Here is a 14005-nt window from a genome sequence, read left to right as displayed (position 1 = left end):
GTCCGCGTTAACATCTGTTTTCACCCGCCGGGGTGCCCTGTAACATTTAGCTGCGCATAATAGAATGCCTTCACTGCACCGATCGCTAGGTTTTCAGTGGTGTGGCATGTAGAATGCAGCGATTCAGGTGCAAGACGGCCTAACCCATTCACTGTCGCTTTAGGTCCATGCGGGTTTCTATAGGCGAGTAATTCAGAAATACCAAGGCAGAAAAACTTTTATAATGAAGCATATACGAAATTTCTCCATTATTGCCCATATTGACCACGGTAAGTCGACGCTGTCTGACCGCATTATCCAAATCTGCGGTGGCTTGTCCGACCGTGAAATGGCCGCGCAGGTGCTCGATTCCATGGATCTGGAGCGCGAGCGCGGCATCACCATCAAAGCGCAGAGCGTGACGCTGGATTATAAGGCGCTGGATGGGCAGACCTATCAACTCAACTTTATCGACACCCCCGGCCACGTTGACTTCTCCTATGAAGTTTCCCGCTCGCTGGCGGCCTGCGAAGGCGCGCTGTTGGTGGTGGACGCCGGTCAGGGCGTAGAAGCCCAGACGCTGGCCAACTGCTACACCGCGATCGAAATGGATCTGGAAGTGGTGCCGGTACTGAACAAGATTGACCTGCCGGCCGCCGATCCGGATCGCGCCGCACAGGAAATCGAAGACATCGTCGGCATCGACGCTACCGATGCGGTGCGCTGCTCGGCCAAAACCGGCGTCGGCGTGCCCGACGTGCTGGAGCGCCTGGTGCGCGATATCCCGCCGCCGCAGGGCGATCCGGATGCGCCGCTGCAGGCGCTGATCATCGACTCCTGGTTCGATAACTACCTGGGCGTCGTGTCTCTGGTGCGCGTCAAGAACGGCACGCTGCGCAAGGGCGACAAGATCAAGGTCATGAGCACCGGCCAGGTGTACAACGCCGATCGCCTGGGCATCTTCACGCCGAAGCAGGTCGATCGCGACGTGCTGAACTGCGGCGAAGTGGGCTGGCTGGTCTGCGCGATCAAAGACATCCTCGGCGCGCCGGTGGGCGATACCCTGACGCAGGCGCGTCAGCCGGCGGATAAAGCGCTGCCGGGCTTCAAGAAAGTGAAGCCGCAGGTGTACGCCGGTCTATTCCCGATCAGCTCCGACGACTATGAATCCTTCCGCGATGCGCTGGGCAAACTGAGCCTCAACGACGCCTCCCTGTTCTACGAGCCGGAAAGCTCCACCGCGCTGGGCTTCGGCTTCCGCTGCGGCTTCCTCGGCCTGCTGCACATGGAGATCATTCAGGAGCGTCTGGAGCGTGAATACGATCTGGATCTGATCACCACCGCGCCGACGGTCGTCTACGAAGTGGAAACCACCGGCAAAGAAGTGATCTACGTCGACAGCCCGTCCAAGCTGCCGCCGTTGAACAATATCCAGGAACTGCGCGAGCCGATCGCCGAATGCCACATGCTGATGCCGCAGGAATACCTGGGCAACGTCATCACCCTGTGCGTTGAGAAGCGCGGCGTGCAGACCAACATGGTCTACCACGGCAACCAGGTGGCGTTGACCTATGAAATCCCGATGGCGGAAGTGGTGCTCGACTTCTTCGACCGCCTGAAGTCCACGTCGCGCGGTTATGCGTCGCTGGATTACAACTTCAAGCGCTTCCAGGCTTCCGACATGGTGCGCGTGGACGTGCTGATCAACAACGAGCGCGTGGATGCGCTGGCGCTGATCACCCACCGCGACAACTCGCAGTATCGCGGCCGTGAACTGGTGGAGAAGATGAAAGATCTGATCCCGCGTCAGCAGTTCGACATCGCGATTCAGGCGGCGATCGGCACGCACATCATCGCGCGTTCCACCGTGAAGCAGTTGCGTAAAAACGTGCTGGCGAAATGCTACGGCGGTGACGTCAGCCGTAAGAAAAAGCTGCTGCAGAAACAGAAAGACGGTAAGAAACGCATGAAGCAGGTCGGCAACGTCGAGCTGCCGCAGGAAGCGTTCCTGGCCATTCTGCACGTCGGTAAAGACGGCAAGTAACCGCGACGAGTTCGCGAAACGAGGGAGTTTGCATGGCGAATATGTTTGCCCTGATCCTGGCGTTGGCCACCCTGGTCACCGGGATCATCTGGTGCTTCGAGCGCTTTAAATGGGCGCCGGCCCGCCGCGCGAAGATCGCGGCGGTCAACGAGCAGACCGCGGGCGCCGTAGACGATAAAACGCTGGCGAAAGTGGCGAAGCAGCCTGGTTGGGTAGAGACTGGCGCATCGGTGTTCCCGGTGCTGTTGCTGGTCTTTGTGGTGCGTTCGTTTATTTACGAACCGTTCCAGATCCCGTCCGGCTCAATGATGCCGACGCTGTTGATTGGCGATTTCATTCTGGTGGAGAAATATGCCTACGGCATTAAAGATCCGATTACCCAGACCACGCTCATTGAAACCGGCCATCCGAAGCGCGGCGATATTGCGGTATTTAAATATCCGCTGGATCCGAAGCTCGATTATATCAAGCGCGTAATTGGCCTGCCGGGCGATCGTATTACTTACGATCCGGTGAATAAGCGCGTTACGGTGCAGCCGTCCTGCAACAGCGGGCAGTCCTGCGATACCGCGCTGGCGGTGACCTACGCGGACGCCCAGCCGAGCGACTTCGTGCAGCTGTTCAGCCGCAGCGGCATGGGCGAGGCCAGCAACGGCTTCTACCAAATCCCGCTGAACGACAACGTGCCGCAGGGCGGCATTCGTCTGCGCGAGCGTCAGGAGAGCCTGGGCAACGTGGCCCACCGCATCCTGACCGTGCCGGGCACGCAGGATCAGGTGGGCGCTTACTACCAACAGCCGGGCAAACCGCTGGCGGAGTGGGTGGTGCCGGCCGGGCATTACTTCATGATGGGCGACAACCGCGACAACAGCGCGGACAGCCGCTACTGGGGCTTTGTGCCGGAGAAGAATCTGGTGGGTAAAGCCACGGCCATCTGGATGAGCTTTGAAAAGCAGGAAGGTGAGTGGCCTACCGGCGTGCGTTTCAGCCGGATCGGCGGCATTCATTAATCGCTGACTTATTCCCTGTCTATTTCACGCCGCAGCCTACTGCGGCGTGAAAGATTAAGGGGATATAAACACAGCATTATGTTTCCACTCGTTGTAGAATACTTTCTCGAGCGATAAAAAGTTGGCTCCTGCTGGGAGCCACTGCAAACGAAACAGCTTTGGATCGGCTTTCGGCGAAGCAGGCCTGTTCCGTATGCTGCAAGTTTTTGACGCATTCTTGATCTATTGGTAACTCATGAACCCCATCGTAATAAACAGGCTGCAGCGGAAGCTGGGCTACACTTTTCAACAGCAGGAGCTTTTACTGCAGGCTTTGACTCACCGCAGCGCCAGCAGTAAACACAATGAACGTCTTGAGTTTCTGGGTGACTCGATTCTGAGCTTTGTCATCGCCAATGCGCTCTATCACCGCTTTCCTCGCGTAGACGAGGGCGATATGAGCCGCATGCGTGCCACGCTGGTGCGCGGCAACACGCTGGCGGAGATGGCGCGCGAGTTTGACCTGGGCGAATGTCTGCGGCTGGGGCCGGGCGAATTGAAAAGTGGTGGGTTCCGCCGCGAGTCAATCCTGGCGGATACGGTGGAGGCATTGATCGGCGGCGTGTTCCTGGACAGCGACATCCAGACCGTCGAGCGTCTGATTTTGGACTGGTATCGCAGCCGGTTGGACGAAATCAGCCCCGGTGATAAGCAGAAAGACCCGAAAACCCGTTTGCAGGAGTTTTTGCAGGGGCGTCATCTGCCGTTGCCTTCTTATTTGGTGGTGCAGGTTCGCGGTGAAGCGCACGACCAAGAGTTTACCATCCACTGCCAGGTGAGTGGTTTGAGCGAGCCCGTGGTGGGCACCGGCTCGAGCCGCCGTAAAGCCGAGCAGGCGGCAGCGGAACAAGCGCTGAAAAAGCTGGAGCTTGAATGAGCGAAGTAAAACAACACTGCGGGTTTATCGCCATCGTCGGCCGCCCGAACGTGGGCAAATCGACGTTGCTGAACCAACTGCTGGGGCAGAAGGTTTCCATTACGTCGCGTAAGCCGCAGACGACCCGTCACCGCATCATGGGCATCGACACCGATGGCGCCTATCAGGCGATCTACGTCGACACCCCAGGGCTGCACATCGAAGAAAAACGCGCCATCAACCGCTTGATGAACCGCGCGGCCAGCAGCTCGATCGGCGATGTCGAACTGGTGATCTTCGTGGTCGAAGGCACCAACTGGACCGCCGACGACGAAATGGTGGTCAACAAGCTGCGCAGCCTGCGCTGCCCGGTATTGCTGGCGATCAACAAGGTTGATAACGTCACCGACAAATCCAAGCTGTTGCCGCACATCGCGTTCCTCAGCCAGCAGATGAACTTCCTCGACGTGGTGCCTATCTCCGCCGAGAAAGGGATGAACGTCGACACCATCGCCGGCATCGTGCGCAAGCTGCTGCCGGAAGCGGAACACCACTTCCCGGAAGACTACATCACCGATCGCTCCCAGCGCTTTATGGCGTCCGAGATCATCCGCGAGAAGCTGATGCGTTTCCTGGGCGAAGAGCTGCCGTATTCGGTGACGGTGGAAATCGAACAGTTCGTGGCTAACGATCGCGGCGGCTACGATGTGCACGGCCTGATCCTGGTCGAGCGCGAAGGCCAGAAGAAAATGGTCATCGGCAACAAAGGCGCCAAGATCAAAACCATCGGCATCGAAGCGCGCCAGGACATGGAACAGATGTTCGACGCCAAAGTGCATCTCGAGCTGTGGGTGAAAGTGAAATCCGGTTGGGCGGACGACGAACGTGCGCTGCGCAGCCTGGGCTATGTTGACGATCTGAAGTAACGATCCGTGGACGGCTGGGAGCGCGCTTTCGTCCTGCATGGGCGGCCGTACAGTGAAACCAGTCTGATGCTGGATCTGTTTACCGAAGGTCATGGGCGGGTGCGCTTGCTGGCGAAAGGCGCGCGCAGCCGCCGTTCCAATCTGAAGGGTTGTCTGCAACCCTTTACCCCCCTGTTAGTGCGCTGGGGCGGCCGCGGCGAAGTGAAAACGCTGCGCAACGCTGAAGCGGTCTCCCTCGGTTTACCCCTCAGCGGCATGATGCTTTACAGCGGCCTGTACGTGAACGAACTGCTGGCGCGCGTGCTGGAGCAGGAAACCAACTACTCGGTGTTGTTCTTCGACTATCTGCAATGCCTGCAGGCGCTGGCGGCGGAAGACAGCTCGCCGGAACAGGCGCTGCGTCAGTTCGAACTGGCCTTGCTGCACCACCTGGGCTACGGCCTTGATTTCCTGCACTGCGCCGGCAGCGGCCTGCCGGTGGATGATGCCATGACCTATCGTTACCGCGAAGAGAAAGGCTTTATCGCCAGCCTGGTGGTGGATCACTACAGCTTCACCGGGCGCGAACTGCGCGCGCTGGCGGAGCGGCAGTTTCCCGATGCCGAGACGCTGCGCGCCGCCAAGCGTTTCACCCGTATGGCGCTGAAACCCTACCTCGGCGGCAAACCGTTGAAGAGCCGCGAACTGTTCCGTCAGTTTGTGCGCAAACAGCCGAATACGCCGGTCGACGACGCCTGACCTTTTCCCCTTTTGCCGCCTTGCGCCCGCGTGTAAACTGCTGGCACTGAAAATCGTATTTAGAGGTTGTCATGGCTGATTTGCTGCTGGGCGTCAATATCGATCACATCGCCACGTTACGTAACGCGCGCGGAACCCAATACCCGGATCCGGTTCAGGCGGCATTCATTGCCGAACAGGCGGGGGCCGACGGCATTACCGTGCATCTGCGCGAAGACCGCCGCCACATCACCGACCGCGACGTGCGCCTGCTGCGCCAGACCATCCAGACGCGCATGAATCTGGAGATGGCGGTGACCGACGAGATGCTGGATATCGCCATTGAGCTGAAGCCGCACTTCTGCTGCCTGGTGCCGGAAAAGCGTGAAGAAGTGACCACCGAAGGCGGCCTGGACGTCGCCGGCCAGCTGGACAAAATGAGCGTGGCGGTTGAGCGCCTGGCGCAGGCGGGCATTTTGGTCTCGCTGTTCATCGATCCCGATCATCGCCAGATCGATGCGGCGGTGGCGGTGGGCGCTCCTTATATCGAGATCCACACCGGTGCCTACGCCGAAGCCCAGGGCGAGCTGGCGGTACAGGCCGAGCTGCGCCGCATAGCGGTAGCCGCCGCCTACGCGGCCGAGAAGGGGCTGAAGGTCAATGCCGGCCACGGCCTGACCTACCACAACGTGCAGCCGATTGCCGCGCTGCCGGAAATGCACGAGCTGAACATCGGCCATGCGATTATCGGCCAGGCGGTGATGTGCGGGCTGCCGGCCGCGGTTGCCGACATGAAAGTGCTGATGCGGGAAGCGCGCCGGTAATGGCGGTGCTCGGGCTGGGTACCGACATCGTCGAGATGGCGCGTATCGAAGCGGTGGTGGAGCGCAGCGGCGATCGTCTGGCGCGCCGCGTGCTGAGCGACGCCGAGTGGGCGCTGTATCAGCAGCACCAGCAGCCGATTCGCTTTCTGGCCAAGCGTTTCGCGGTGAAAGAGGCCGCTGCCAAGGCGTTCGGCACCGGCATTCGCAACGGCCTGGCGTTCAATCAGTTCGAAGTGTTCAACGATGCGTTGGGCAAGCCGAATATTCGTTTGCACGGCCGCGCCGCCGAGCTGGCCGGGGAGATGGGGGTCGCCGCGATCCACGTTTCGCTGGCCGACGAACGGCGCTATGCCTGCGCGACGGTGATCGTCGAAAGCTGAAAAGAGAAAGGGCGCCTGTGGCGCCCTTGTCAGTCCTGCGGCGGATTAAATGCGATCGGCGTGGTGCAGCACCACGAACTTGTCCCACAGCTGTTCGTTGCTCTCGCGATGCTGCGGATCGGTGATGATGGTGTTGTCGATCGGGCAAACCTGCTGGCAGGTCGGCGTATCATAATGGCCGACGCACTCGGTGCAGCGATCGGTATCGATCTGATAAATCTCATCGCCCATCGAGATCGCCTGGTTCGGGCATTCCGGCTCGCACATGTCGCAGTTGATACATTTCTTGGTAATCAGCAGTGCCATTGTCAGTTATCTTTCCATCGGTGTGCTCGGGCTGGCGCGCAATCTATCATAGAATCGCCGCGCGGCGGGCATTTTTTCGTCATCTTACCGCTTAGGGTAACTCAGGTGGGTCGTCAGCCAACTGATCGAAATCAACCCTTCTCTGCCCGTCAAACACCCAGCGCTTATCGGTATCCGCCATACGCATCGTCGGCATCACCTCCGGATGGGCAACCCGTATTCCCGCCTCTTGAGCAAACAACCCGATAAAATCGAACGCGCTCAAGGGATCATCAATGATCTGGTGTTGTTGGTCGCGATCGCTCAGCACCAGCAACGGCACCTGGTAATTCTGCCGGGTATCGCCGCTGTGACGCAGAGAACGTATGCCGCCGATATCCTTATGGGAAAGACCGTGATCGGAGAAATAGAACAGTTTAAACGGCGCGCCGGTCCGTTTCAGACTGTGATAAACCTGCTCGATAAAACGATCGGTCTTGCGATAGGTAGAGAGGTAGCAGGCCAGCTCCTTATTCGGCGACTCGACGCTCGGCGGTTCGCCGTTAAGCCGCTCGCAAAAGTCGGCGTGCGAGCCCATCAGATGCAGCACATACAGGTTGCCTTGCCCCTGGCGGCTCAATAGTTGGTCAAATATCAGCAGCAGCGCATCATCATCGGTGTTGCGCGATTGATAGTCGCCTTTCTTCAGGAAGTAATGGTTATCGCTGAACATGGCGATTTTTGATACCGGCGTATCGAATTGCCCGAACATGCCCTGATTGGACAGCCAGTGGGTATTGAGGCCGGCGGTTTTTGCCAGGGTGATGATATTATCTCCGAGGGCAATGTTGTGGCCGTTGCTTAAAGCCAGCGTGCGGGGGAGCGATTCGAACGTATTCGGCGCGGTGGAAATATAGTTACTGTAAAACCGTCCCTTGGCATTATCCAGAAACGGTGTAGTGGACACCGGATAACCAAATAAGGACATATGATCCCTGCGCATACTTTCGCCGACGATAATGACATAGTTCTCATTCGTTGGTGCTCCGGCGGTAAGCGACCAGCGGTTTGGTGCTGAAGCGTCGGTGTTTAATTCATCAATCTGCTGTTGGTATTGATCGTAAGCGGAGTAAGTGGATAAAAAGAAGTCAGGCAATCTGAGATTGCTCAACCCACCGCTGAATGCTCTGGCGATAATAATCGCCGTAAGCAGGCCCAATGCGATCAATATTGTTTTCTTTGACAGGGGGTGTCGCCAAATCAATCGACCGAGAATGACCGGCGTAAGCAGAATGGCGACAGGCAACAGATAACAGCTGACCGGGAGGGTTTGCAAAAACTCCCTTGCCTCTATCGGGTTGGATTGCAGCAGGGCTGACACCACGACGGCTGATGGGGAACCGTATATGGCCCCGACCGGCGCATACAGTGCGCACAGCAGAATAAATGGAATAATCAGGCCGTAACGGGTAAGCGAATGGATAGATAATAATAACAAGATAAGTGCAATAAAAAGAATATCAATGCCTTTTACACCGCTGTATCCCATCGCTTTGATCAATATCAAAGCAATAATGGCGTAAAATAAAAAAGTGCGTAGGGTCGGGTGAGTCACGGAGTGCCGCAACTTATCTAAAATAACAGTGTGTGTATTCATAATGGTATCGTTAAATAATGCTGTCCATGCATGCTCAATTATTGATTGATAATTGAGCGAGTCACCGCCCGCACATTATTTTTCGAATGCAGAGAAGGGAAATAATTGAGCTGGCGGCGTTTTATCGGCCGCCATTATACGCCTCAAACCAACTTTTTCATTAACTGTTCGCTGTGCTTGATGCGGTCGCGGGCATGATCGAGATCGTGCTGGATCAGCGCCATAAACAGCAGATCGGTGAGAGCGTACTGGGCCGTGCTGGAAGAGATGGCCGCGCTGCGGGTGTGGGGCTCTTCGGCGATGGTGTAGAGGCAGTGATCCGCGCGCTGCTGCAGGCCGTTGGGAGAAAAGCTGGTCAGCGCCAACACCCTGGCGCCGGCCTGGCGCGCCTCTTCCGCCGCCAGATTGATTTCACGCCGTTCGCCGCTGAAGGAGATAGCGAGCAGCAGATCGCGTTTGTCCAGCGCCTGCACCGCCGCCAGCTGAACGTGCATGTCCGCTTCGGCCACCGCCATCACGCCGATTTTCAGCAGCTTGAAGGAAAAATCCTTGGCCACCAGCCCGGAAGCGCCGATGCCGATCAGCATTACCCGGCGCGCCTGACGCAGCATGTCCAGCGCCTGATGCAGCCGCTCTTCGCTGTTGATGTCCAGCGTCGCGCGCAGCGCCGCCTGCTTTTCCGCCAATAGCTTTTCACCGACGGTTTTCAGCGTGTCGCTGCTGAGGATGTGGTTGTGAACGGTCACGACCGGTTCGGCCTGCGGCTGGGCCAGCGTCTCGCTCAGCGCCAGCTTCAACGCCGGGAAACCTTTATAGCCCAGCTTTTGGGCGAACTTCACCACGCTCGACTGGCTGATGCCGGCCAGCTGGGCCAGCTTTTGCGAGCTGAGATGGCGCGCCTGCTCGGCGTTGTTCAGCAAAAAATCCGCCAGCTTGCGGTCGTTTTGCGCCAGTGTCGGATACATCTGGCGAATGCGCAGAAGGGTACTCATTGATCTTTCCCTGGAAACCAGCGGCCATTTTGCCACGCAGGCGGCGAAAACGCGCGGTGAAAATTTTTGTGAGCTCGCCGTTAAAATAGCAAATAGCGCTCGCTTTGTTGAATAAAATATTCAAATATTGATTTAATTTTGTGAATTAAAAATTCAAAGGTGAACAGATGAACTTAGGCGCACTGGTATCGGAAACCCGCAACCCGGCCACCATGAGGCTGGATGAGATGTCGACGCTGGAGATGGTCCGCTGCTTTAACCAGGAAGACCGAAAGGTGCCGGAGGCGATCGAAAAGGTGCTGCCGGCGATCGCGCAGGCGGTCGATTTGGCGGCGGCGGCGTTGAAGGCCGGTGGGCGGCTGATTTATTTGGGCGCCGGCACCAGCGGCCGCCTGGGCGTGCTGGATGCCTCCGAGTGCCCACCGACCTTCGGTGTGCCGCACGGCGTGGTGGTGGGGCTGATCGCCGGCGGGCCGGGCGCGCTGCTTAAAGCGGTGGAGGGGGCGGAAGACGACGAAGCTTTGGGCGAAGCCGATCTCCGGGCGCTGAACCTCACCGCCGTCGATATGGTGGTGGGGTTGGCGGCCTCCGGGCGCACGCCTTATGTGATTGGCGCACTGCGCTATGCGCGCGGGCTGGGCTGCCCGACGGCGGCCATCTCCTGCAACCCGGATTCGCCGATCGCGCACGAAGCGCAGGTGGCGATCTCGCCGGTGGTGGGGCCGGAGGCTCTGACCGGCTCGACGCGTCTGAAATCCGGCACTGCGCAGAAGCTGGTGCTCAACATGCTGTCGACCGGCGCGATGGTCAAGCTGGGCAAGGTCTACCAGAACCTGATGGTGGACGTGAAGGCCACCAACGTCAAACTGGTGGATCGCGCCTGCCGCATCGTGGTGGAGGCCACCGGCGCCGAACGCGCTCAGGCGGAGGCGGCGCTGGCGCAGACCGGCTTCGAAGTCAAACCGGCGATCCTGATGCTTTTGGCCGGCGTCAGCGCCGAAGAGGCACAGCAGCGGCTGCAGCGGCACGACGGCTACCTGCGCGCGGCGCTGGCGCGTTAATTCACGGTGGGGGCGGCGATGGACAAGACAACGGCATTGGCGACACAGATCCTGGCGGGCGTGGGGGGCGAGGGCAATATCCTCAAACTGGAGAACTGCATGACGCGGGTGCGCGTCGAGGTCAGCGACGAGCAGCGCCTGGATCTGGCCGCCCTCAGGCAGCTGCCCGGCGTGAAGGGCTATATCAAACAGGGTGAGCAGCATCAGTTTATCGTTGGCCCAGGCGCCGCCGCCAAGGTGGTGGATGCCATGCGCGAATTGCTGAGCGGTAGCGCGCAGCCCGTTGTCGCCGTCGGTGACGCGGCCCGCATCAAGGCGCAGGCCAAGCAAAAATACGCTGCGCCGATGAGCGGCGCGCTGAAAAAACTGGCCGATGTCTTTATTCCGCTGATCCCGGCGTTTATCGCCTCGGGCCTGATCACCGGCATCATCAACCTGCTGAAACGGCCTGACATCGCCGGCCAGCTGGCAGTGGACTACCCGAACGTGCTGGGGCTGTTGGCGATCTTCGGCAGCGCGGTGTTCGCCATCATGAACATTTTGGTCGGGGTCAACGCCGCGCGGGTATTCGGTGGCTCTCAGGCGATGGGCGGCGTGATGGCCGGCATTCTCTCCAGCCCGGCGCTGGCGCAGATCACCTTGTTCGGCGAGGCGTTGCAGCCGGGGCGCGGCGGGGTGATCGCCGTGCTGCTGGTGGTAGCGTTAATGTGCTGGGTGGAGAAACGCCTGCGCACGCTGCTGCCGGAGTCGGTCGAACTGATCCTTAACCCACTGCTGACCACGCTGGTCACCGCCTCGCTGGCGATCCTGATTCTGCAGCCGATCGGCGGCATTATCTCCGACGCCATCGCCCACGGTGCCAATCTGGCGATCGACAAGGGCGGGCTGCTGGTGGGAGCGCTGCTCTCGGGGCTGTTCCTGCCGCTGGTGCTCTCGGGTCTGCATCAGGGTCTGGTGCCGATCCACGTCGAGCTGGTGCAGGCGCACGGTTCCAACCCGCTGCTGCCGATCCTGGCGATGGCCGGCGTCGGGCAGGTGGGGGCGGCGCTGGCGGTGCTGTTGAAAACCCGCAATGCGCGGCTGAAAAAGGTGATCAAAGGGGCGTTGCCGGTCGGCATTCTCGGCATCGGCGAGCCGCTGATCTTCGGGGTGACGCTGCCGCTGGGCCGGCCGTTTATCGGCGCCTGCCTCGGCGGTGCGGTTGGCGGAGCGCTGATCAGCTACTGGAAGGTGGCGACGGTGATCACCTTCGGCATTTCGGGGCTGCCTTTGGCGTTGACCATCGTCTCAGGTAAGGTGATGTTGTATCTGGCGGGGATGCTGATTACGATTATCGCCGGTTTTCTCTTCACCTGGATGATGGGGTTCAACGATCCCGAGGAGTAGCGTTTGAGCGACAAGCAGCAACAACCGGCCGCAGAGGGGCGCCGCGTGGTCTTTTTCGATCTGGACGGCACCCTGCATCAGGAAGATATGTTCGGCAGTTTCTTGCGTTTTCTGCTGCGCCGCTTACCGCTGAACCTGTTGCTGGTGATACCGCTGCTGCTGCCGATCGGTCTGGCGCTGCTGCTGCTGGGGCGCGCCGCGCGTTGGCCGATGAGCCTGCTGCTATGGGCGATCACCTTCGGGCGTTCCGAAACGACGCTAAAGGCGCTGGAGCGGCAGTTTATCGAGGCCTTTCGCCAGAAGGTGACCGCATTTCCGGTGGTGCAAATGCGGCTGCGGCAGTACCTGGAGGAGCACGATGCCGAAGTGTGGCTGATTACCGGCTCGCCGGAGCGGCTGGTGGAGCAGGTGTATCGCGATTCGGCGTTTCTGCCGCGGGTGCGGTTGATCGGCAGCCGCATCACGCGCCGCTGCGGCGGCTGGGTCTTGACCCTGCGCTGCCTGGGAGCCCAGAAAGTGGTGCAGCTGGAGCAGCGGCTCGGTGCGCCGCTGAAGCTGTACAGCGGTTACAGCGACAGCAAGCAGGATAATCCGCTGCTGTTCTTTTGTGAGCACCGCTGGCGGGTAAGCAAGCAGGGCGAGCTGCAGCAACTGGAATAAACCAAGGGCGGAAGATTCCGCCCTTTCTGCTTTTATCGGCACCGCGATCAGTCGTCGGTCACGTCGTGCGGCTTGCGCCCCAGCTGCCAAATCTTCTCCGCATAATGCCCCAGCGCCCACAGGCTCAGGCCGAGCAGCACGAAGAAAACCGCCTTCGGCATGCTGTCCCAGAAAAACTCGAACAGACGGGTATACAGGTTAATGCCGAGGAAGGTCAGCCCGAAGCCGCGCAGCATGGTGTCGTCATGCTTCAACCCCAGCCAGATGGCGGCGAGGGCAGCCAGCCCGAACAGCAGGCTCCAGTGGAACAGCTCGATCTGGCGCGCGCTGTACCAGCTGTCGAGATCGCCGTAGTTGCCGAAGATAGACAGTAGCCACAGGGCGATAAACAGGTACAGCAGGCCCATCGCCAGCGACACCCGCTGCAGGCCGCGTTGCGCCAACAGCGGCCGCAACAGCAGCGCGGCGGCGATCAGCACCGCACCAAAGGCGATAAAGCGAATCGGGTAGCTCATGCCGAGCCAGTAGGCGCCCCAGCCGGACAGGTAGCCGGTCTCGGCGCCGAAGGCATTGCCGAGCGACAGCAGGGCGAACCACCACACCAGCCCGGAGCGGCTGAACCAGCCGATCGCGCCGTACAGCAGCGCGGCGAACAGCAGCAGCACGGAAACCCGGCCGCTGCCGTTATCCAGCCAGACCCCCAGCTGCCATAAGGCGCAGGCGGTAAGCAACACGGCGACAAACAGCGCGGCCTCATTGCCGTAGCGTTTTTCCGGGTGGCGCCGGCGGCGACGCAGCGCCCAGACGTAGGCCAGCGCCGCCAGTATGCCGGCGATCGCCATGCGCACCGGCGCGTCGAAGCGGAACAGCCCGCTGAGCCATGCAAGCAGTTCGCTGTCGGCGAACAGGCTGGTGACGGCGATCAGCAGCGAGGCCAGCGCGGCGAGAAACGCATAGCGCGCCAGCCGCCGCCAGTCGAAAGGCTGCACGGCCACATGCTGCAGCAGTTGCTGCCGTTGTTCGGGCGTCAAGGCGCCTTCTCCCACCCAACCGTCCAGCGCCTTGCGCACCACGACCGCGTTCTTTTTACTGAGTTTCATGCTTCTGGTCCCTGAATCACACGCTGATTCGGCCAGTATAGCCATTGGCGGGCGGCTACGACAAAGGGAGGCTAGTGTGTATAATGCCC

14 protein-coding genes are annotated in these 14005 nt (G+C 59.9%); 10 read left to right on the top strand and 4 right to left on the bottom strand.

Features of this window, described 5'->3' with window-relative positions; all coding sequences use genetic code 11:
- Positions 1-223 precede the first annotated feature (223 nt).
- The 7 genes from lepA to acpS all read left to right on the top strand — a co-directional run bounded on the left by lepA (position 224) and on the right by acpS (position 6775).
- Positions 224-2023, top strand: coding sequence for a translation elongation factor 4 (gene lepA, locus V8N38_RS19390; RefSeq protein WP_033648940.1), 1800 nt, complete (start codon positions 224-226; stop codon positions 2021-2023).
- A gap of 32 nt (positions 2024-2055) precedes the next feature.
- Positions 2056-3033 (top strand): signal peptidase I, encoded by a 978-nt coding sequence (gene lepB / locus V8N38_RS19385; protein ID WP_147840203.1) that lies wholly within the window; start codon positions 2056-2058, stop codon positions 3031-3033.
- A gap of 235 nt (positions 3034-3268) precedes the next feature.
- The gene (gene rnc, locus V8N38_RS19380) at positions 3269-3949 is read left to right on the top strand and encodes a ribonuclease III (RefSeq protein ID WP_004929158.1); all 681 of its coding nucleotides are present in this window, start codon (positions 3269-3271) and stop codon (positions 3947-3949) included.
- Positions 3946-4854 (top strand): GTPase Era, encoded by a 909-nt coding sequence (era, locus tag V8N38_RS19375; RefSeq protein WP_004929162.1) that lies wholly within the window; start codon positions 3946-3948, stop codon positions 4852-4854. Before rnc ends, era begins: the two co-directional genes overlap by 4 nt.
- Positions 4855-4860: 6 nt before the next feature.
- The gene (gene recO, locus V8N38_RS19370) at positions 4861-5592 is read left to right on the top strand and encodes a DNA repair protein RecO (RefSeq protein WP_004929165.1); all 732 of its coding nucleotides are present in this window, start codon (positions 4861-4863) and stop codon (positions 5590-5592) included.
- A 71-nt stretch (positions 5593-5663) separates the two neighbouring features.
- Positions 5664-6395, top strand: a complete 732-nt coding sequence (pdxJ, locus tag V8N38_RS19365; protein ID WP_047730060.1) for a pyridoxine 5'-phosphate synthase — start codon at positions 5664-5666, stop codon at positions 6393-6395.
- Positions 6395-6775, top strand: a complete 381-nt coding sequence (gene acpS, locus V8N38_RS19360; RefSeq protein WP_019452319.1) for a holo-ACP synthase — start codon at positions 6395-6397, stop codon at positions 6773-6775. Before pdxJ ends, acpS begins: the two co-directional genes overlap by 1 nt.
- A gap of 45 nt (positions 6776-6820) precedes the next feature.
- Here acpS and V8N38_RS19355 read toward each other — a convergent pair whose 3' ends face one another.
- From V8N38_RS19355 to V8N38_RS19345, 3 genes are all read right to left on the bottom strand, one after another.
- On the bottom strand, positions 6821-7081 hold the full coding sequence (locus V8N38_RS19355; RefSeq protein ID WP_025303942.1) for a YfhL family 4Fe-4S dicluster ferredoxin: 261 nt from the start codon (positions 7079-7081) through the stop codon (positions 6821-6823).
- A 91-nt stretch (positions 7082-7172) separates the two neighbouring features.
- Positions 7173-8717, bottom strand: a complete 1545-nt coding sequence (locus V8N38_RS19350) for a phosphoethanolamine transferase (protein ID WP_222706168.1) — start codon at positions 8715-8717, stop codon at positions 7173-7175.
- Between the two features lie 143 nt (positions 8718-8860).
- Complete coding sequence (locus V8N38_RS19345) at positions 8861-9709, bottom strand: MurR/RpiR family transcriptional regulator (RefSeq protein WP_033654299.1); 849 nt, start codon at positions 9707-9709, stop codon at positions 8861-8863.
- 167 nt (positions 9710-9876) lie between these two features.
- Here V8N38_RS19345 and murQ point away from each other — a divergent pair, with 167 nt between their 5' ends.
- From murQ to yfhb, 3 genes are read left to right on the top strand one after another with little or no spacing between them, the layout of a single operon-like run.
- Positions 9877-10770 (top strand): N-acetylmuramic acid 6-phosphate etherase, encoded by an 894-nt coding sequence (gene murQ / locus V8N38_RS19340; protein WP_084827254.1) that lies wholly within the window; start codon positions 9877-9879, stop codon positions 10768-10770.
- An 18-nt stretch (positions 10771-10788) separates the two neighbouring features.
- Entirely contained in the window at positions 10789-12156 is a 1368-nt protein-coding gene (locus tag V8N38_RS19335) for a PTS transporter subunit EIIC (RefSeq protein ID WP_060425042.1), read from the top strand.
- A gap of 3 nt (positions 12157-12159) precedes the next feature.
- Entirely contained in the window at positions 12160-12816 is a 657-nt protein-coding gene (yfhb, locus tag V8N38_RS19330) for a phosphatidylglycerophosphatase C (RefSeq protein WP_049272836.1), read from the top strand.
- Positions 12817-12863: 47 nt separating this feature from the next.
- Here the strand turns inward: yfhb and V8N38_RS19325 are convergent, their stop codons facing one another.
- Positions 12864-13916, bottom strand: coding sequence for a DUF2157 domain-containing protein (locus V8N38_RS19325; protein WP_060441119.1), 1053 nt, complete (start codon positions 13914-13916; stop codon positions 12864-12866).
- Positions 13917-14005: the final 89 nt, after the last annotated feature.

It is taken from the genome of Serratia nevei, assembly GCF_037948395.1.
GTDB classification, from domain to species: domain Bacteria; phylum Pseudomonadota; class Gammaproteobacteria; order Enterobacterales; family Enterobacteriaceae; genus Serratia; species Serratia nevei.
The sequence above is the reverse complement of the archived record's forward strand: the minus strand, read 5'-3'. Positions and strand labels throughout refer to the sequence as shown.